We start from the raw sequence: 17,568 nt of genomic DNA, 5'->3' as shown, positions 1-17,568 counted from the left end.
GCATTTGCTACCCGCAGACCTCACCAGCTCTGACTAAGAGTTAGGCTTGCCACATGAGCAGCCTCAGAGATAGCGCACCGCTACTTGATGCCTACCTCGCCTACTTCGAGCGCACCAGAACTCCCTTCACCATTCCTGGACATAAGCAGAAGGCGAGCGCGCTAGATGCCGACTTAGGTGCTGTGGTGGATGCAGATACACCTTTATATGGCGGCTTGGATGAAATTAAGTTAACGAATCAGACATTGAAGATGGCTGAATCACTGGCGGCTACCTTGTGGGGCGCAGATTACGCACGCTTTTCAACAGGTGGTTCCACTCATGCAAACCAGGCCATCATCTTCGCACTAGGAAAGCCCGGCGATAAGGTCGCTGTATCTAGAACCGCCCACCGCTCAGTCTTAAGCGCACTTGTTCTTGCTGGCCTTGAGCCAATCTGGATGTCACCCGAGATTGATGGTGCAACAGGTGTTCCCACCGGAATTACAGCTGGCGAACTTGCAAAAGCTTTGAGTGAGAAACCAATTGCGGTGCTGCTTACCGAGCCAGGTTATTTAGGAACAATCTCAGATCTGCCGGCGCTGATTGAACTTTCACACAAAGTAAAGGTCCCAGTTATTTTAGATGCCGCATGGGGCGGACACTTTGGTTTTCACCCACACCTGCCACAACATGCATTTCAATTAGGTGCTGATGCCCTGATCACTAGTACACATAAAGCCCTGCCTGGTTATAGCGCCTCCGCACTCTTACTTGCCCGCACCACGTTGCTTAGCGCAGAACGTTTGGAACAAAGCTTTGAAACAACCCACACAACTTCACCAGCTGGAGCCCCACTAGCTTCCATCGATGGCGTGCGCGCACTGCTGCAAACTCGCGGGGAAGAGTTAATCGGCGCCCTGCTTAAAAATGTTCACCACTTTAAAGAGTTGGTGCAAGCAGAATTCGCCCTGCCTATCTTTCTCTATCCGCAAGATTTTCCAGCTGGCCGCTTTGATGCTTCCAAGATAGTTCTGCGCGTGCAGCAGCTGGGCGCTTCCGGAGTTGAGATTGAGCAAGATCTACAAGCTGAAGGAATTCGGGTGGAGATGGCCGATCGAGACACGATTGTCTTTCTTGGCACTATTGCCGATACCAGAGCTGACTTTGATCGATTGGCAGATGTGTTAATTCCGATTCTAAAGCGCAGCCAAGAACAACGGCGAGAGAGCGCAACGGCGCTGAGTTGGTCTGTTGTGCCACAGCGCGCAATTTCTATGCGTGATGCTTATTTTGCAGAGACCGAGTTGGTCAGCGCCCATGATGCCATCGGGTGTATTTCAGCAGATTTGATTGCGCCATATCCACCAGGAGTTGCAGTTGTTGCACCCGGTGAAATTCTTACCCAACAGATTGTTGAGGGCTTAGGGGCCTCCCGCGCTGCTGGCGTTCGCATCGCCTATGCAACTGATCCCACACTTGCCAAGTATCGAGTCGTGAAGAGAAGTTAAAGCGGTTGTCGATACACCTTATGCACTTGAGCTTGTGCCACCGGTCTAATCATTAAACAATCGACATTGAAATGACTTGGTAACATCACTGACCATCTGATTGCCTCTGCCACATCTTCAGCCACCAACGGCCTGGTGACACCTTCATAAACCTTCGCCGCCTTCTCAGCATCACCTTTAAAACGCACCGTTGAAAACTCATCTGTCTTAACCATTCCAGGAGCAATCTCTGTCACGCGAATCGGTTGACCATTAAGTTCTAGGCGAAGGGTTTCAACGAGGGAAGTTTCCGCAAACTTTGCCGCCACATAACTTCCACCATTTTCATAGACGCGATGTCCGGCAGTTGATGAAATCATCACGATATGCCCACGACCAAATGCCTGCATCAGTGGGGTCATTGCTTTGATCATCCGCACAGAACCCACAACATTGATATCAAATGTCTTCTTCCAAATTTCCGGATCGGAGTCATTGATTGGATCTGCATCAAAGGCGCCACCAGCGCAGTTGATAAGAATGGAGACTGGCTTTCCTTGCAAATGCGCAGTGAGTGAATCGATTGACTCTTGCTTAGTGACATCGAGCGTGAAAGCTTCGATGTTCTGATCTTCTGCCGCAAGGGCAGCTAATCGATCTGCACGCCTCGCGGCGGCAATCACGTGATAACCATTGCTTGCCAGTAATCGCGCTGTTGCCGCGCCTATTCCACTACTTGCTCCAGTAATGACTGCATATTCACGTGTGCTCATGGGGTAGAGAGTACCTCGCAGTTAGAATCTTCGCATGAGTGAAAAGGTAGAGAAGTCCATGCGGCCACCACTTGAAATTAGAGCTGCACTACCTACAGATAAGCAACGTTGGTTCATTCTCTGGCAGGGTTATCTCGACTTCTATCAGACTGAGCTCTCTGTCGAACAAAGTTCACTCACCTGGCAGCGAATTCTTGATCCAGAATTTAATATGAAGTGCGCTGTTGCCATTGATGATGGCCTCATCGTTGGCTTTACGACATATAGCCTGCAGAACTCAACCTGGTCTGAAAACGGGCATTGCTATCTTGAAGATCTCTTTGTGGATCCAGCTGTGCGCGGAAAAGGTGTGGGGCGCGCTCTGATTGAGTATGTGAAGAGCTATGCGATAGAAAATAACTGCTCGCGTCTTTATTGGAATACTGATGAAGATAATGCAACAGCTAGAAAGCTCTATGACACCTACACCTTAGAATCTGGAAAACGTCAGTACCGAATTGCCCTTAATTAGGCTCTGGATTTTTCGGTTTTCGCTTGAGCAACTTTCTTGGATCAACTTTCTTCCCCTGCGCTTTTACTTGATCAAGCATTCGATCAGCCCAGGCAAATTCCAGCGCCAGTATGGCAAGTCCCAGGACTAAGAAGGGGATAGTAAAAGGCCCAGGAAGCACAATCAGCAGTAAGCCTAAAACTATTAAGGTAAAGCCAATGACTGAGACAATTATTTTTCGCATCCCGGCAGGAAGTGTTCTCCAGGTGGCGAGAAATTTACTCTTCCGGCTCATGCCCCGATATTACCCGCCCAAGATGGACTTAAAGTAAAAACTCCTGACGGCTCCCTGTCGCGGTTCCCAATCCAGATAAGTAGAGATAAGTTGCCTCAATGACATCACTTCCCAAGCCGCATCTCTTTAGATCAGAGGAATCCAAACCGCTACGGTGGGGAATCTTCGGCGCTGGCTGGATCGCGGAGCAGATGATTAAGACTGCGAAGAAGAATTCACGGCAGAATTTTGTTGCAGTTGCCTCTAGAACACCAGGTAAGGCAGAGACTTTTGCAAAGACATTTGGCATCGCTGATTTTCATACCTCCTACGAAGAGCTAGCCGCCCGCCCAGATATTGATGTAATTTATATTGGCACTCTTCCCTCTAACCGACTTGAAGTTGCGCTCATTGCAATTAATGCAGGTAAACACGTATTAATTGAAAAACCAATTACGATGGACGTTAGTGAAGCAGAGCAGATTTATGCTGCTGCTAAAGCGAAGAAGGTCTTGGCAGTGGAGGCTATGTGGACTCGCTTCTTGCCACATATGGATATCGCACGACAGCTGGTGGCAGATGGCGCCATTGGTGATGTTGAATTAGTTGTTTCTAGTTTCTGCCAAGCAAACTTGGGAGTTGCCCGGCTTTACACACTCGGTGGCGGTAACCCAATCATCGATATGGGTATCTATCCCATTGCCTTCTCGCAACAATTCTTAGGTGATCCTGATGAAATTCATAGCTTTGGAAAGCTTCACCCCAATGACATTGATGAAGAAACACATACCTTTATGAGATTTAAAAATCAGGCACGCTCTAACTTCGTACTATCAGCTCGTGTCTCAGCTCCCATTAACGCTGCTATCTCTGGCCCTAAGGGCAGCATCTCATTTGGCCCACCGTGGTTTACATCAACATCGGTAACGCTACATGGCAATGGCCTACATGAACCACTTGCCACCTGGAGCGATGAATCAGGCATGGTTGAACATATTGCCCTCGTCCATCAAGTAAATGCCTTTGCTCAATATGTGGAACAGGGGCTGTTAGAGGCACCGCTCTATACGCACCGAGAGTCAGTTGCCAATATCAAGACCGCACTCACTATTGGTTCACAGATAGGTACCCGGTTTAAATAAAGGGCTCCGAGGTCTTTAATTTTGGGCGCCCACGCGGTAACTTAGAGCCAGCAGGTTCTAGTGAAAAACCATTACTGAGAGGCCCCACATGAGCACACCTATTCCAATTATTGATACTCATATTCACCTTTGGGATTTTAAACATCCAGAGCTCAAGTGGGTTTGGCTTAGTCCGGACTTTATTCATCCGATTATTGGAAATATCGATGCCATTAAGTCCGAAGCATTCGTACTCAACGATCTTTGGTCAGAGGCGCGCTTTGCAGGTATCGAAGCTTTCGTTCACGTACAAGCAGCAATTGGTTCGCCAAACCCAGTCACTGAAACTCGATGGCTGACTGAAATGGCAAAAACTGGTCCAGTGCCGATGCGAATCGTCGCCGACTGCCCACTTGGAGCACCAGAGGCTGCCCAGCAACTAGATGAACATGCCCAATCTCCGCTCTATGCCGGTATCCGAGATTTCAATGCAGAGCCCATGTTGGCAAGTGGTGAAATCAATGCCGCATATGAGGCATCACTGAAGAAACTCACAAAGCAAAATGTTGTCTTTGATCTTGACTGCGGCTGGCCGAATATGGGCGCAGCAGTAGAGCTGGCCAAGCGCCATCCAGATTTGAAGATTGTGCTTGAACATATTGGATTCCCACGTTCACGTGATGATGAATACTTTGCCAACTGGTCAAAGGCAGTACGCGAATTAGCAAAAGCTCCCAATGTGACCATGAAGATTTCTGGTATGCCGATGACGGACCCACGTTTTAGCAAGGAATCACTGCGTAAATGGGCTGAAGTCTGTTTGGAAGCATTTGGTCCAAGTCGTTGCGTGCTTGGCTCTAACTGGCCAGTGGATCGTCTCTACAGCTCATACGACATCATTATGGGCTTTACGCGCGATTACATCTCAACATTTAGCGCATCAGAGCAAGAAGCAATCTGCCGCACTAATGCAAAGCGCCTATATAACTTCTAATTCACTTCACTTGCGCGTTAGTTACCCATAGTTCCAGTGGCTTTCGCACGGCAAAAAGTTCGGCATACCGTGGCAGCGGCGCAATCACTTTGATTCGAGGCATCCGCTCAATCAACTGACGAATCGCAATGCGAGCCTCAAGGCGTGCTAACGGTGCGCCAATGCAGAAATGGATTCCGTGGCCAAAGCTGACATTTCCGGCATCTTTGCGAGTGATATCAAAGCGTTCTGGGTTACTAAATCGCAATGGGTCACGGTTTGCCGCGCCAATCATGAAATGAACGTAATCACCTTTTTTAATCTTCTGGCCATGAATCTCAATATCTTCACCTGCTATCCGAGACTGCTTTTGAATCGATGAGTCGAAACGAAGCGCTTCTTCAACGGCTGGTTCGATGAGCTCTGGATTATTACGCAACAACTCCAACTGATCTGGATTATCTGATAGCGCTCTAACCATATTACTAATCAAACCTTCAGTGGTTTCAAAGCCAGCAAAAAAGAGATTAACCGTAAGAGCGGCTAACTCTTGATCAGTGAGTTTGTCATCCTCTGGTGGAGCAGTGAGTACTCTGCTCAGTAAATTCTCTCCCGGATTTTTACGAATCTCTTGGAATAATTGCTTTAAATACTCTTGGGCTTCAAGTGCAACACTCTCCGCAAATTTCGCTTTCTCAGTCGTTACTTGTGCCGATGCAATAAAGCCAGCCAAGCCATCTGCCCAACGCTTGAGATCTTCCTGCTTCTCTATCGGCATGCCCAATAACTCACAGATAACTAGCGATGGCAATTGGAATGAAAAATCATCTACCAGATTAAAGCTCTCTTTCTTTGTTACTTCATCTAATAACCTGGAGACAAGAGCTTCGATTTTGGGCTCCATTGCGCTGATGCTGCGCGGAGTAAATGATTTGCTAATCAAGCGACGAAAGCGGGTGTGGTCAGGTGGATCCTGAAAATTCATGTAACGATTAAGTGTCCATTGTGAAACTGGATACTGCTCTCGCTCTTCTGGCGTGAAATGTGAGGCGGCGGCGGCAATTCTGCCCTTCGCAATAAGTTGCTCGCCATGCAGGCCCTCTTCAACTTCTAGAAATGGGCTAACAATCCAGGCGTTAACTTTCTTACTCCAAAATACCGGCGCAGATTCATGCATGTATTTGTAAGCAGAGTATGGATTATTAAAATAGGCTGGCGTTAAGAAGTTATTTTCCTCCCAATCCTGAGATGGCGACATAACTCCCTTTCGATTTATACGTTACTTGTTAGTTATCCATAACTGAGTTGGTTTGCGGACAGCAAGTAGTTCAGGGAAAGCTGGTTGTGGATCAAGGATTGAAATCTTGGGCATCCGCTCCAGCAATTGACGTATGGCAATTCGCGCCTCAAGCCGAGATAGAGGGGCTCCAATACAGAAATGAATGCCATGGCCAAAACTGATGTTACCGGCATCAGATCGCGTGATATCGAAAACTTCAGGGTTGGCAAATCTTGCCGGATCGTGATTTGCAGCGCCAATCATGAAATGAACATAATCGCCAGCCTTAATAGTTTCACCTAGAATTTTGACATCTTCACTCGCAACTCGAGATTGCTTCAAAATTGAGGATTCATAGCGCAAAGTTTCCTCCACCGCTGCATCCATTAGCTCAGGCTTACTGCGCAATAACGCCATCTGCTCTGGGTGATTAACCAGTGTCATCACCATATTGCCAATCAAACCTTCAGTTGTTTCAAAACCAGCAAAAAATAGTTGGATTGTCAGGCCAACAATTTCTTTATCTGTTAATCCATCCTCGGCGCCTTGTAAATTAACAATTCTGCTCAACAGTCCATCGTTCGGTTCTTTACGTACCTGTTCGAAGAAGCCCATGAGATATTCCTCGGCTTCTCGTGCTACTTCCTCAGCATGTGCTGCTTGTTCATGAGTAATTCGAGCAGAGGCGGTAAATCCGGCAACACCGTCAGACCAACGCTTGAGATCCCATTGTTTTTCAAGTGGGATTCCAAGAAGTTCGCAAATCACCATAGCTGGCAGTTGGAATGAGAACTCATCAACTAAGTTAAAAGTCTCTTTTTTCATCGCCTCATCGAGTAATTTGGAGACAATAGCCTCAATTTTAGGCTCAAGTGCGTTGATGCTACGAGGTGTAAAAGATTTACTGATCAAGCGGCGTAAACGAGTGTGTTCTGGTGGATCTTGAAACACCACCCAATTGCTCAAGTTAGTAAGTATGTGTGGCATTTTTGCTAATTCATCTGCGGTGAAATGAGAACTCGCTTTGAGCATGCGCTGTTTCTGAGTGAAAACATCTAAATGAAGCCCATCTTCTACTTCTTGAAAAGGACTCACAATCCAGGCGCGTGCTTTTTCACTCCAAAAAATTGGGCTGGACTCTAGGATTTCTCGATATATGGGATATGGATTTTGAAAATACTCAGTCGATAAAAACTTCTCATCTGCACGGCTGTGAATTGTCTGCACCAGCAACCTCCCCATCATGCCAACTTAAAGCAGCAATTTATATGCGAATGGAGATACCTTATCTCTATATTCGTAAGATAGGAAGGGTATAGTCAATGTGTGAGCTTGCTTCTCGCCATTGCAGCAGCACTCGCCTTTGCAGTTGGAATCTTTCTAACTAAGGGCGTTGCGCTAAACATCTCGATTTATAAAGCGATAGGTCCGCTATTTGTTCTCAACGCTCTTTTCGTATTTCCATTAATCCCATTTGGGCCACGATGGATTCTTTGGTCTGGATCAGTTCCTTATCTACATATTGTGGGAGCTATAGGCAGTGGCGTGGTGGCTGGAATTATCTTCAGAATGGTCTCTCGGAGTTCGGCATCTGTGATGTCTGTCGGGCAAGCTCTCACGCCGGCGGTGGTACTGCTTGCTGGACCAATTGCACTGGGAGCCAGCATTATTCCGATACAGGTTCTGCTGGTAGTTGTATTGGTGTTTGCGACAATATTTCCACTACGCAAGAGTCTGGCTGGAGTTAGTTCATTTACAGCAATTTTTCTCATGATTGTCATTGGCGTATTAAGTGGCCTTGTGACTGTGGCTGTTGTCCTTCTAGATAGGGCCGGAGTGGGCACAACTGAAACTTTTATTGTTCGCCAATTGCTCGCTGGTTTTATTTTCATGGCAATCTTCCCGCCTATAGGGCTGCATTGGCGAGATTTCCTGCAACTAGTAAGGCGATCATTTTTTATGAGCATGGGATGGCTTGCCTCTATTTATGCGATCCGCGAAGGCTCGCCCGTAGTTGCTCAGTCGGTGATGGCGACTATTCCACTGTGGGTAATTCTGATTGAGGTAATCGTTTATCGAACTCGTCCTTCACGCCCAGTGGTCTTTAGCGCCATTGCGATTGCCATCGGAATCTATGCCTTAGCCCTGACCTCCTAATGTCAACTTTCACTCTAGGAAATCTATTGCCGCCAGCCCACACCTTCCAATACTGTTTTGATTCTGCAGTTCTACCGAAGTTCGACTTTCAATTAAGGGGAAAAGATGTCTCATAAAGGAAAACTCGCGGTAGTTACCGGCGCAGCTTCTGGAATTGGTCAAGCAACTGCCATCAGGTTGCGTGATGAAGGCATGCGAGTCATTGCCGTGGATATGAATAAGGATGCGTTGGAGAAGGTCACGGGCGTTGAGCACCTTGTTGCCGATCTCTCCAAGAGCGAGGACCGCGATAAGTTAGTAGCAGCCGCACAAGGTGCACATGCCCTAGTTAATGCCGCTGGGCTTATTCGCTTGAAACCAATTCTTGAATTCACCGTTCAAGATATCCGCGATATCTACGCAGTTAACGTAGAGGCTGTCTGGGACCTGACAAGCCGCATCGGGCGCACGATGACAACAGGTGCAAGCATTGTTAACTTAAGTTCAGTCTCTGCCAAGCTGGCGACAACTCCGGAAACTGCTGTTTATGCCTCATCTAAGACGGCGGTGCTTTCGATTACTCGCTCATTCGCCTATGCATTTGGATCAAAAGGCGTGCGTGTCAATGCGATTTGCCCGGGCATTGTTGATACTCCGATGCAAGACAAAGTTTTAGAAAGACTTGCCGAAATTCGTGGAATCACCGTTGAAGACATCACGTCAAAGCGTTTAACTTCAGTGCCTCTAGGTCGGGCATCAGAGCCATATGAAACAGCTGGCTTTATCTTCTTTCTCATCTCGGATGAGGGCTCCTACTTCACAGGACAAGCTCTCAGCCAAGATGGTGGAATCGTTATGTAGTTTTCCCGCAACAAACAACCAACCGAAAGGAATGAGAGATGGGCGAAATATTGGGATTTTTTCACGGCGGAATTACTGTTAAGGATTTGCAAAAATCCCTGAAGTTTTATCACGACGGACTTGGGCTTAAGGTGAAGTTTGAAAAGCTCCTCAATGGTCCTTACTTAAGAACGGTCCTGGATCTAAAATTTGATGCGATAAACGTTGCCTTTCTTGAAGTTCCTGGTGGCGGATTTATCGAGCTACTGGATTATCAAGGTATTGAAAAACTGTCAGCGGCATCGCGTCCCTGCGATTTTGGTGGCGGGCACATTAGCTTCTACGTTTCAAAAATTGATGAAATTGCAGAAAAGATGTTCAAAATGGGATACATCGCACGTAGCGAAAGTTGCGTCGACATCACTGAAGGACCAAATGCTGGCGGACGCTCTCTATATCTGCTAGATCCAGATGGATACCCAATCGAATTGTTTATGCGTCCCGCCGACGCATAAACTCAATTTGTGACAACACCGAATCCCCGGCTTTTTTTAGTCTAGGTGCCAGACTTCTTTAAACTCAAGTAAGTTTCCCTGGTTATCGGTCAAATTAACGATGACATCTTTAAACCATTCTGCCCAGCGAGCATTTGCCTCACTCTTGCCAAGCTTTTCGAAAGCTGTCTTCACATCAGGCTCAACCTCAAAATACCCAATGACGTGAACTCCGCGACGAAAAAGACTGTAATTTTTAAAGCCGGCATCCTTAATCGCTGTTACCAATTCTGGCCAGATTTCATCATGACGCTTCTTGTACTCGGCCTCTTGACCTTCGAATATTTCAAACATAAAACACATTCTTGCCATTATTCGACTCCTAAACGAGATAGTAATGAAAACCTAGGTGGGAATTATTCAAATGTCAACAATTATTTGTGCTTTATTCCCCAGATCATGTGAACTAGATGAATGAAAAGAGCAATAATCAAGAGTGTTGAAAATAGAAAGAGCCCTCATCGCGAGCGTGAAGTTAGGACGTTACCCACCATCGAAACTGTGTGATGAAGGGGCTTGAGGATGAAATATGACTGTGGAAAAGCAAAAAGGACTTGGAATTAACCAAGTCCTAATTACTACCAAACATGCGTAGTAGGAGTATTGCACACAACTTGAGAGCTGCAATGGAAAGCAAAAGGGACCTGGTGATTAACCAAGTCCCGATTACTACCAATCCATCGTGATAAAAGTATTGCATAGATGCACGGTTACTCGCGGTAACTATTGTGTGAAGAGGAGTCGCCCTATAACCCAGAAAGATCTAGTTTGGCTTTTTGTTCCAAAGTGAACCTAGGATTAGAACTAAAAGGAGATAAAGAGCCACCCCATTTAGCGCTTCACCGGGTGGTGTTCCTGTGGTCGTTAAACTCATTTGCTGTCCGGCAACAAAACGTAAGATTGGATCAAGGATAAGAGTTAGCAAAACCAAAGGGGTTAATCCTGGATAACGGAAAAACAATACAAGCAGAAGAATGGCAAGAATGAGTTGTATTGCACCCCATTGGTGAAAAATCGCAATAATGTTGTTTCCGCCTTCAACCGATGTATCAATACCAGCGATGCTCTGAGCGCCACCATCAGCTGCGAAGAGGTGAATGCAACTGCGAGCAACCATCACGGACAGAAAGAGAGCAGCAATTAAACGAATTATGCGAAATCCCTCATAGCTTGAAGGATTTTTGGGAAATACCTTTTTGATATCAAACTTCATAGTTCCAACTATAAACCAGATCCAAGATTGCCCAGTTGAATGTTGTTTCCGGACATTCTGACAGAAAGTCCTTTACTGCTGAGTGAGACGGATTTAACTTTAAGCCCCTTAGGTGGCGTCAAACTTCTTTGGCTCCTACTTTTAATTTGATTTTGAAGATCGGCCGGCAATGATGAAGCAGGAATTTGATTGCCAAAGATTGAAACACTCTGAAGCTCAAAATAAAGCTGGCTATTTGAGTACTTTGGAATTAGGAGCGCTGTACCCATTCCACCTGCTCCCGCAGACACTTGTAAAGTGTTTCCCACAATTTGTGCATTGTTAAACTCGGATTGTTTTGTAATTGTCGATGCAGGAATAGTGGCCGTTACTTCTAAAGAGCCAACTAGGGTTGGTTTTGCTTTACTGATACTTGTTGCAGATATGTCTAGCGAAGTCTTTGTGCCGCTCTCTTTAAGAGCAAAACTCTTGATATTTATGTCTGCAGATTTAATTGAATCAGAAGTCAGATTGCTTGGTACATCTGCCCATGGAACAGAGGCGCTAATACCTGAAGCATTGGGCATCTCTCGCGCAACCTTTGAAGTGATCTGCGATGAAATGTATTGTTGAACTCCTATTACACCACCCAACATAACAAATACGGATGTTGAAATTGCAATAGTCTTAATCTTCATTCGAGGAACTTATCTGCTCGAATTCTTCAAATCGATAACCAGTGGTGTGAATACCCTGTGAATCTAGATAATGAAGAGTCGCCCTACTAAACGGGAAATTTGGAAAGGGCCTCGATCTCTCGAGGCCCTCCCATGCAAATCTGTTTCAGCTCTTTTGACCATTACCAATAGATCGAGCTGCAACAGTTAAGACTGTGGTGGAGGCGACGGGGTTCGAACCCGCTCCGCTTGTTTGGTAAACGAACAGGCTGCCGATTACAACACGCCCCCATCACGAGGGCGAAGTTAAGGCTTTACCATCTATTGAAAATCGATAATGAACGAATCTGTGGATAAAAGCTGAGTTAAGAAAGCAAAAGGGACTCGGCGATTAACCAAGTCCCAATTACTACCAAACAAGCGGATTCGAATTATTGCATAACTTCTCAGTTACTCGCAGTAACTAAGTGTAAAGAAGAGTCGCCCTATAAGCCGGAAGATTTCAAATCAGGCTCATTTCTGGCGTTTGCCCATACTTTTTCCCACAAGAAACTACAAAGAAATACTTGATCTTGGAATCTAAATATCTCGCTCACGCCAAGCCATAACCATCGATGGCATTGAGGCATAAGCAAATAAGGTAGCAATCACGAGATAACTTCCATCGTTGCCCTCTGATTGAAACATCTTTAATTCAGGCCCAAAAAAAATCAACGATAAGAGTCCTAGGACTACATAGCCCATTGCATAGTAGGCATATCGAATTGAAGTATTGCGAACCTTGATTTGGCGCTCATCTAGTAGTTCATCTGGTGCATCCGCAATAGACCTCACGCTGATACGCAAGAGCGAGTAGCCACCAAGAACAATAAAGATTACAAGCATCGCTGTCACGGAATAGACAACTACCGAAGTTCCGTCAGATAAGTTCATATTCGTTTTCAAGGTTGGCCAGTAACTCCCCATTGCCACTGCAATAAGGCCCACGAGCATCAGGGCAACAAGGACTCTGCGGTTCCGTTGTGGTCTGAGCCATCTGTACTTGGAATTTTCATCATTTAAGAGTGCCTTAACACCCTTTTCGGTAACGCCCTCAAACCAATAAATCTTGTTCTTCTTCGACATCCTTACTTTCCTTTCTTGAATGGATTAAGTGAAAAAAGATCTGATACCTCTTGATTGAGTGACTTCGCTATGCGCAAAGCTAGAACGAGTGAAGGGCTATATTCCTCACGTTCTAGGTAACCAATGGTTTGGTAGTGCACGCCAGCCCTATCGGCAAGATCCTGCCTAGATAGCCCTAAGGCAACACGTGCTTCTTCTATGCGGTTATAGACAGGCTCTTCAGGGTTGCGACTCATACTTTGTAGCATATATGCTATGTAGCATTAATGCAACAAGCAAAGGAGAAACCAAGATTGATGAAAAAGAAGATTCCGGTAGTTCTCCATCAACTTTCTAATTTCTCTTCGGGATTAGGCAATTCAATTGTCATGATCACGATTCCATGGTTGATTCTTGAAGAGACCGGTTCCCCAGCCTTTGCCGGATTAGTCGCAGCGATTTCTGCACTGCCTGGTTTGTTGATCTCACCAATTGGGGGTTGGCTCGTAGACCATATTGGTCGTCGCTCGGTGAGCATCGGGGCTGACTTACTCTCAGCTGTTGCAGTAGTTGCATTTCCAATCGTTGCTTTAACATCAGGACTTTCTAGCTCGACAATATTAGTTATCGCCGTAATCGGTGCAATCTTTGATCCCGCAGGTTACACAGCACGTAAAACGCTGTTGGCTGATGTTGCAAAGGCATCAGATATAACTCTTGATCGACTCAATGGAATCCACGAAGGCTTTATGGGAGTTGCGTGGGTTTTTGGTCCTGCTGTTGGAGCGGGTCTTATTTCAACCGTGGGTGCCGTGAATTCATTCTGGGTTGCTGGCGGCCTCTTCGTTTTTGCCGCACTGGCTATCGTTTTCTTAAGGGTTGGCAATCTCGGCAAAGACGCACGTAATTTGGCTGAAGAAATGGGAGAAAAAACAAATCGAAGTATTCGCGTGGGTTTCCAGGTTCTTTGGAATGACAAACTGCTTCGTACTTTAACTCTTTCTATTCTCATCATCGCAGCTGTTTATCTGCCGACTGAGACAGTCGTCCTATCGACCTACTTTGAAGATTTAGGTCAGCCTGCAAGTCTTGGAATTGTTATCGCAGCCCTGGCTGCAGGATATGCAGTTGGATCCTTTGGTTATGGGTGGGTAAGTGCTCGTCTAAAGCGTAAAAATCTTGTACGCACAACTTTTATCGGAGTCGCTATGAGTATTGTTCCGATGGCATTTCTACCACCATTACCAATCCTTGCCGTGGCTGGTTTTTTTCTAGGTTTATTTTGGGGACCTTTCACTCCCATGGTGAGCACACTTATTCAACAAAGAGTTCCGGCTGATCAACAAGGCAGAGTATTTGGTGTGCAGACCGCGGTTTTTTATGCGGCCCCACCACTTGGAATGGTTTTAGCTGGATTATCTGTTGAAAGTTTTGGAGTCAGCACTACATACATAATTTTGGCTGCGATTCTCTCAGTGACCGCATTCCTGGCACTTCTAACGAAGTCACTGCGTTCAGACTTTTAATTCAATTTAAAGATTAAAGAAGAGTCGCCCTATAAGCCGGAAGAATTCACTTCTGGCCTAATTTGGCGGATTGCCCATATTTTTTCTCAAATAAAGTTGCATAACACTCGAGATGAACGCCTATCAATAAACCGGCCTTATCCGATTCGTTTGAGCATCGCCTTCATCTGAATAATTTGGGCAGATTGATCCTTTACAACATTCTCACCGAAAGTCTTGATATCAGCGTTACTAGCGTCTCGAATCATTGTGGTCATATGGATTGCACCATCGTGATGTCCGATCATCCCTTTAAGCCAAAGCAAATCAAAGTTCTTTCCCGAAGCTTCCGAAAGTGCTGATAGTTCGGCATCATCGAGCATCCCACCCATTCCGTCCATTGAGTGGCCCATACCTGGGTTTACATTCGCATCATTCAGCCAAGACTGCATTTGCACTATCTCTGCTGTTTGGGCTTTGATAATTGTGTTTGCAAGTGCAAGGAGTTCTGAATCTTTTGATGTTTTAAGAGCAATGTTTGAAATATCAATCGCTTGCTGGTGATGAGGAATCATCATCTGCAAGAACATCACATCGGCACCTGTATATGTGGCAGTTCCTGAGTTGTGACGCATACCCATGGAATTGTTTCCACGCATCCCAAAGAATCCTTCGTCGCTATTCCTGCTTATTGAAAATCCTAGAATTATTCCAAGCAGAACAACGATGATTGCAACGAGCGAACCAGTCTTCTTATCAATATTTATTTGCATCTCTAACCCCTTTGATATTGCAAGCATACTCGCAGTTTCTGAGAGTTTTCTGTCAGACTTAAGGAACTATGGAATATCCTGCCGCTTGCACTGCTCGCTCGATTGAGTCCTGTGGTATTTCTGAGTCAGCGCTGATAATGGCATTCCCATTTTCGGCGCTGGCAACGACTTTGATTACACCCGGAATTGCCATAATCTCCTTGCTTACACGGCCTTCACAGTGGCCACATGTCATTCCTTTTATTCCAACAGTCTTTTCTGCCATGTATTTCTCCTTTGATTACAAAACCTAGTCTGATCGCCATCTGCTATTGAATGCACGAAACAGAAAAAGGAAATTGCTTATTTTAGGAAATTTTCCTAAAAATCTTACCCATATTTTTTGATGTATAGATATCTGAGCCCACGGTCACCAAGATCAACTGGTCACTGGCGCTAAGAATTCCAGTAGCTCCTTTAAATATATTGAGCTTATTCCAGCTGTTTCCAAGGTCCGATGACATGTAAAGAGAAGTGCCACTTAAAGCGTAAAGGCCAGAATCGCGCCATTCGACCTGTGTAAATTTGAGAGTACTTTTCAATTCTTTTGTGGATTTAAGGGCATTCCTAGTGAGGAGCAGTTTAGAGCCCTTTATCGCCACAGCAATACCTGACATATCTGGCGAAACCGCAATATCTGTAAAGCTGTTTGCTCCTAGCGAGCTCCAACTCTTTCCAGAATCTGCTGAATACATCAAGTTTCCACTCTGCGAATCAGCACCATAAAGATCAGTCCCAGCACCTTCTAGAAAGTGGAAATCTACTTTCCCGACTAGCGAAACAGATTTCCAACTTAATCCGCCATCGGTTGACTTCACGAGGCCGATAGGATTTAACGCTTTTGACCCTTGAGCAGGGTGCCCGCTTGCAAATATATCCTTACCTGAAGTTGTAAACCCCATCACATCAATTTTATCTTGCCCAACTAACTTCATATTATTTTTGCCAACGAGCTCATAGAGACCTTCGTGAGTCATTACCAGAACTTTATTGCCCACAACTTTTACATGATGAATATGTGAGACGGAATCAAGTGTCTGAGCGATAGCGCCGTTGTTTACTGTCATCAGTGCAACAATTGCAAAGCAAGAAAATCTGAACCTAAAACTTTTAATATTTTGCGTTTTCATATTAATCCATTCTCTGTTTGATGATTTTCTTCTAAACTCGGCCAGCAAATGGCATCATTCCTTGAACACTATAAATATTGGAATACTTCAGGCCTGTTGCAGTAGACCTTGCTTCCCACATCATCCCATTTCCAGCATAGATGCTCATATGATGAATTGTGCTCTGGGTGCCTTTATAAGAGTAAAAAATTAAGTCGCCCGGTTGCATTTCAGCGATTGGAACTTGTTTTGTATAGGTGTAATAGAGTCCTGAGTTAAGTCGATCCCAATTAGGCCAGCCAAGCCCTGCGTACTTGTAGGCTGCATAAACTAAACCTGAGCAATCAAAAGAATTAGGACCTTCGCTACCCCACACATATGGTTTCTTTGCCAAAACTTGTCGCTTCGCAAATTCAACCGCCTTCAGACGTTGCTCAACAGTTGTTCTCGAAGATGACGCACCGTTTGGGCCACCGCCCTTCCAAACTTTAGCCTGGTTTGGAGCTTTGGTAGCTTCATTAGATCTTGTTTCTTCAAGGATGGCGAGTTGGCGTTTTTGTTCGAGTGTTAGCCTTACTTTTTTAGCCGAGGCTAACTCCTTTTGTAGCTTGTCCTGTACGGCCTGAAGCTTGTCCACTTCCTTTTGTTGAGCATCACGGACAGAATCTGCTTCTTGCTTTGCTATCGCAACCTTCTCAGTTGCTCGCAATTGGAGCTCTTTAGCGGCTTCAGCAACTTTTCTAGCCTCTTTCGCGATGATCTCTGCAGCCTTGAATTGTTCGAGAGCAACTTTGTTCTTAGAGCCCAAATTTTCGAGAATGGAAATAGTGTCGATTACATCTTGTGGACCGTTTGCACTAAGAAATGTTTCAATATTTCCCATATTTCCTCCCGTCATATATGCAGCGACAGCTAACTTTCCAATATTTCGGTGAGTTGCTGAGACCTCAGCCTCGGCAGCTTGAACAGCTTTCGTCGCTGAATTTAATTCTTTCACAGCTACTGCTAATTCATTCTTGGCAGACAGGTACCTTTTGTTTACCGCCGCAGCAAGCGCTGCAAGTTTTCTAAGGCTTCCTTGTGCAGCTACAAGTTTTTTAGCAGCATTAGCAGCATTTTGTTTTTTCTGCAGTTCAAGTTTTTTGGCTGCTTCTATCTGTGCAAGCGTTGGTTTGTGATTAGCGCCAAATGCATCAGGCGAGATTGTAGTTAGGATACTAATTGATAGGAGGACTGAATGTAACTTCTTCACACGCAATA

21 protein-coding genes are annotated in these 17,568 nt (G+C 45.5%); 8 read left to right on the top strand and 13 right to left on the bottom strand.

Going from position 1 to position 17,568, the window contains the following annotated elements:
* The first annotated feature begins 53 nt into the window (after nt 1-53).
* Nucleotides 54-1,490, top strand: a complete 1,437-nt coding sequence (locus A1sIA79_RS01470) for an aminotransferase class I/II-fold pyridoxal phosphate-dependent enzyme (protein WP_095674478.1) — start codon at nt 54-56, stop codon at nt 1,488-1,490.
* Here the strand turns inward: A1sIA79_RS01470 and A1sIA79_RS01465 are convergent.
* Entirely contained in the window at nt 1,487-2,242 is a 756-nt protein-coding gene (locus tag A1sIA79_RS01465; RefSeq protein ID WP_095674477.1) for an SDR family oxidoreductase, read from the bottom strand. The two genes, A1sIA79_RS01470 and A1sIA79_RS01465, sit on opposite strands and share 4 nt — an antisense overlap.
* A 34-nt stretch (nt 2,243-2,276) precedes the next feature.
* Here A1sIA79_RS01465 and A1sIA79_RS01460 point away from each other — a divergent pair, with 34 nt between their 5' ends.
* The gene (locus A1sIA79_RS01460; RefSeq protein WP_223298173.1) at nt 2,277-2,753 is read left to right on the top strand and encodes a GNAT family N-acetyltransferase; all 477 of its coding nucleotides are present in this window, start codon (nt 2,277-2,279) and stop codon (nt 2,751-2,753) included.
* Here the strand turns inward: A1sIA79_RS01460 and A1sIA79_RS01455 are convergent.
* The gene (locus tag A1sIA79_RS01455; RefSeq protein ID WP_095674476.1) at nt 2,746-3,027 is read right to left on the bottom strand and encodes a PGPGW domain-containing protein; all 282 of its coding nucleotides are present in this window, start codon (nt 3,025-3,027) and stop codon (nt 2,746-2,748) included. The genes A1sIA79_RS01460 and A1sIA79_RS01455 overlap by 8 nt on opposite strands.
* Nucleotides 3,028-3,125: 98 nt before the next feature.
* On the opposite strand from A1sIA79_RS01455, the gene A1sIA79_RS01450 reads away from it, so the two are divergent.
* Together A1sIA79_RS01450 and A1sIA79_RS01445 are read left to right on the top strand one after the other, a co-directional pair.
* Complete coding sequence (locus A1sIA79_RS01450; RefSeq protein WP_095674475.1) at nt 3,126-4,148, top strand: Gfo/Idh/MocA family protein; 1,023 nt, start codon at nt 3,126-3,128, stop codon at nt 4,146-4,148.
* 88 nt (nt 4,149-4,236) lie between these two features.
* Complete coding sequence (locus A1sIA79_RS01445) at nt 4,237-5,121, top strand: amidohydrolase family protein (RefSeq protein ID WP_095674474.1); 885 nt, start codon at nt 4,237-4,239, stop codon at nt 5,119-5,121.
* Nucleotide 5,122: 1 nt separating this feature from the next.
* Here A1sIA79_RS01445 and A1sIA79_RS01440 read toward each other — a convergent pair whose 3' ends face one another.
* Complete coding sequence (locus A1sIA79_RS01440) at nt 5,123-6,358, bottom strand: cytochrome P450 (protein WP_095674473.1); 1,236 nt, start codon at nt 6,356-6,358, stop codon at nt 5,123-5,125.
* 21 nt (nt 6,359-6,379) lie between these two features.
* A complete protein-coding gene (locus A1sIA79_RS01435; RefSeq protein WP_190277070.1) occupies nt 6,380-7,606 on the bottom strand; it encodes a cytochrome P450 in 1,227 nt (408 codons plus the stop codon).
* Between the two features lie 99 nt (nt 7,607-7,705).
* Between A1sIA79_RS01435 and A1sIA79_RS01430 the strand changes: the two genes are divergently transcribed.
* The 3 genes from A1sIA79_RS01430 to A1sIA79_RS01420 all read left to right on the top strand — a co-directional run bounded on the left by A1sIA79_RS01430 (nt 7,706) and on the right by A1sIA79_RS01420 (nt 9,870).
* Nucleotides 7,706-8,536 (top strand): EamA family transporter, encoded by an 831-nt coding sequence (locus tag A1sIA79_RS01430; protein ID WP_095674471.1) that lies wholly within the window; start codon nt 7,706-7,708, stop codon nt 8,534-8,536.
* A gap of 105 nt (nt 8,537-8,641) precedes the next feature.
* Entirely contained in the window at nt 8,642-9,376 is a 735-nt protein-coding gene (locus tag A1sIA79_RS01425; protein ID WP_095674470.1) for an SDR family NAD(P)-dependent oxidoreductase, read from the top strand.
* Nucleotides 9,377-9,414: 38 nt separating this feature from the next.
* The gene (locus tag A1sIA79_RS01420; protein ID WP_095674469.1) at nt 9,415-9,870 is read left to right on the top strand and encodes a VOC family protein; all 456 of its coding nucleotides are present in this window, start codon (nt 9,415-9,417) and stop codon (nt 9,868-9,870) included.
* Nucleotides 9,871-9,906: 36 nt separating this feature from the next.
* Here A1sIA79_RS01420 and A1sIA79_RS01415 read toward each other — a convergent pair whose 3' ends face one another.
* From A1sIA79_RS01415 to A1sIA79_RS01390, 5 genes are all read right to left on the bottom strand, one after another.
* Nucleotides 9,907-10,203: an L-rhamnose mutarotase gene (locus A1sIA79_RS01415; RefSeq protein WP_223298362.1), complete on the bottom strand. Its 297-nt coding sequence runs from the start codon at nt 10,201-10,203 to the stop codon at nt 9,907-9,909.
* A 469-nt stretch (nt 10,204-10,672) separates the two neighbouring features.
* Nucleotides 10,673-11,122: a hypothetical protein gene (locus A1sIA79_RS01410; RefSeq protein WP_095674467.1), complete on the bottom strand. Its 450-nt coding sequence runs from the start codon at nt 11,120-11,122 to the stop codon at nt 10,673-10,675.
* A gap of 8 nt (nt 11,123-11,130) precedes the next feature.
* On the bottom strand, nt 11,131-11,799 hold the full coding sequence (locus A1sIA79_RS01405) for a hypothetical protein (RefSeq protein WP_095674466.1): 669 nt from the start codon (nt 11,797-11,799) through the stop codon (nt 11,131-11,133).
* Between the two features lie 558 nt (nt 11,800-12,357).
* The gene (locus A1sIA79_RS01395; protein ID WP_095674465.1) at nt 12,358-12,903 is read right to left on the bottom strand and encodes a hypothetical protein; all 546 of its coding nucleotides are present in this window, start codon (nt 12,901-12,903) and stop codon (nt 12,358-12,360) included.
* A gap of 2 nt (nt 12,904-12,905) precedes the next feature.
* Nucleotides 12,906-13,139, bottom strand: a complete 234-nt coding sequence (locus tag A1sIA79_RS01390; protein ID WP_095674464.1) for a helix-turn-helix transcriptional regulator — start codon at nt 13,137-13,139, stop codon at nt 12,906-12,908.
* 60 nt (nt 13,140-13,199) lie between these two features.
* On the opposite strand from A1sIA79_RS01390, the gene A1sIA79_RS01385 reads away from it, so the two are divergent.
* Nucleotides 13,200-14,408, top strand: a complete 1,209-nt coding sequence (locus tag A1sIA79_RS01385) for an MFS transporter (RefSeq protein WP_095674463.1) — start codon at nt 13,200-13,202, stop codon at nt 14,406-14,408.
* A gap of 137 nt (nt 14,409-14,545) precedes the next feature.
* On the opposite strand, the gene A1sIA79_RS01380 is transcribed toward A1sIA79_RS01385, so the two are convergent.
* The 4 genes from A1sIA79_RS01380 to A1sIA79_RS01365 form a co-directional block, all read right to left on the bottom strand.
* Entirely contained in the window at nt 14,546-15,187 is a 642-nt protein-coding gene (locus A1sIA79_RS01380; protein WP_095674462.1) for a DUF305 domain-containing protein, read from the bottom strand.
* Nucleotides 15,188-15,218: 31 nt separating this feature from the next.
* A complete protein-coding gene (locus A1sIA79_RS01375) occupies nt 15,219-15,425 on the bottom strand; it encodes a heavy-metal-associated domain-containing protein (protein WP_095674461.1) in 207 nt (68 codons plus the stop codon).
* Nucleotides 15,426-15,507: 82 nt separating this feature from the next.
* Complete coding sequence (locus tag A1sIA79_RS01370; protein WP_095674460.1) at nt 15,508-16,329, bottom strand: WD40/YVTN/BNR-like repeat-containing protein; 822 nt, start codon at nt 16,327-16,329, stop codon at nt 15,508-15,510.
* 31 nt (nt 16,330-16,360) lie between these two features.
* Nucleotides 16,361-17,560, bottom strand: coding sequence for a C40 family peptidase (locus A1sIA79_RS01365; RefSeq protein ID WP_223298361.1), 1,200 nt, complete (start codon nt 17,558-17,560; stop codon nt 16,361-16,363).
* Between the last annotated feature and the right edge of the window lie 8 nt (nt 17,561-17,568).

Origin of the sequence: Candidatus Planktophila versatilis, from assembly GCF_002288105.1 — a bacterium.
Lineage (GTDB): Bacteria > Actinomycetota > Actinomycetes > Nanopelagicales > Nanopelagicaceae > Planktophila > Planktophila versatilis.
The sequence above is the reverse complement of the archived record's forward strand: the minus strand, read 5'-3'. Positions and strand labels throughout refer to the sequence as shown.

Excerpts from the sequence above, each read along its gene's own strand:
- A1sIA79_RS01470 (WP_095674478.1), top strand. The coding sequence starts at position 54 with ATGAGCAGCCTCAGAGATAGCGCACCGCTACTTGATGCCTACCTCGCC.
- A1sIA79_RS01465 (WP_095674477.1), bottom strand. The coding sequence starts at position 2,242 with ATGAGCACACGTGAATATGCAGTCATTACTGGAGCAAGTAGTGGAATA.
- A1sIA79_RS01460 (WP_223298173.1), top strand. The coding sequence starts at position 2,277 with ATGAGTGAAAAGGTAGAGAAGTCCATGCGGCCACCACTTGAAATTAGA.
- A1sIA79_RS01455 (WP_095674476.1), bottom strand. The coding sequence starts at position 3,027 with ATGAGCCGGAAGAGTAAATTTCTCGCCACCTGGAGAACACTTCCTGCC.
- A1sIA79_RS01450 (WP_095674475.1), top strand. The coding sequence starts at position 3,126 with ATGACATCACTTCCCAAGCCGCATCTCTTTAGATCAGAGGAATCCAAA.
- A1sIA79_RS01445 (WP_095674474.1), top strand. The coding sequence starts at position 4,237 with ATGAGCACACCTATTCCAATTATTGATACTCATATTCACCTTTGGGAT.
- A1sIA79_RS01440 (WP_095674473.1), bottom strand. The coding sequence starts at position 6,358 with ATGTCGCCATCTCAGGATTGGGAGGAAAATAACTTCTTAACGCCAGCC.
- A1sIA79_RS01425 (WP_095674470.1), top strand. The coding sequence starts at position 8,642 with ATGTCTCATAAAGGAAAACTCGCGGTAGTTACCGGCGCAGCTTCTGGA.
- A1sIA79_RS01420 (WP_095674469.1), top strand. The coding sequence starts at position 9,415 with ATGGGCGAAATATTGGGATTTTTTCACGGCGGAATTACTGTTAAGGAT.
- A1sIA79_RS01415 (WP_223298362.1), bottom strand. The coding sequence starts at position 10,203 with ATGTTTGAAATATTCGAAGGTCAAGAGGCCGAGTACAAGAAGCGTCAT.
- A1sIA79_RS01410 (WP_095674467.1), bottom strand. The coding sequence starts at position 11,122 with ATGAAGTTTGATATCAAAAAGGTATTTCCCAAAAATCCTTCAAGCTAT.
- A1sIA79_RS01405 (WP_095674466.1), bottom strand. The coding sequence starts at position 11,799 with ATGAAGATTAAGACTATTGCAATTTCAACATCCGTATTTGTTATGTTG.
- A1sIA79_RS01395 (WP_095674465.1), bottom strand. The coding sequence starts at position 12,903 with ATGTCGAAGAAGAACAAGATTTATTGGTTTGAGGGCGTTACCGAAAAG.
- A1sIA79_RS01390 (WP_095674464.1), bottom strand. The coding sequence starts at position 13,139 with ATGAGTCGCAACCCTGAAGAGCCTGTCTATAACCGCATAGAAGAAGCA.
- A1sIA79_RS01385 (WP_095674463.1), top strand. The coding sequence starts at position 13,200 with ATGAAAAAGAAGATTCCGGTAGTTCTCCATCAACTTTCTAATTTCTCT.
- A1sIA79_RS01380 (WP_095674462.1), bottom strand. The coding sequence starts at position 15,187 with ATGCTTGCAATATCAAAGGGGTTAGAGATGCAAATAAATATTGATAAG.
- A1sIA79_RS01375 (WP_095674461.1), bottom strand. The coding sequence starts at position 15,425 with ATGGCAGAAAAGACTGTTGGAATAAAAGGAATGACATGTGGCCACTGT.
- A1sIA79_RS01370 (WP_095674460.1), bottom strand. The coding sequence starts at position 16,329 with ATGAAAACGCAAAATATTAAAAGTTTTAGGTTCAGATTTTCTTGCTTT.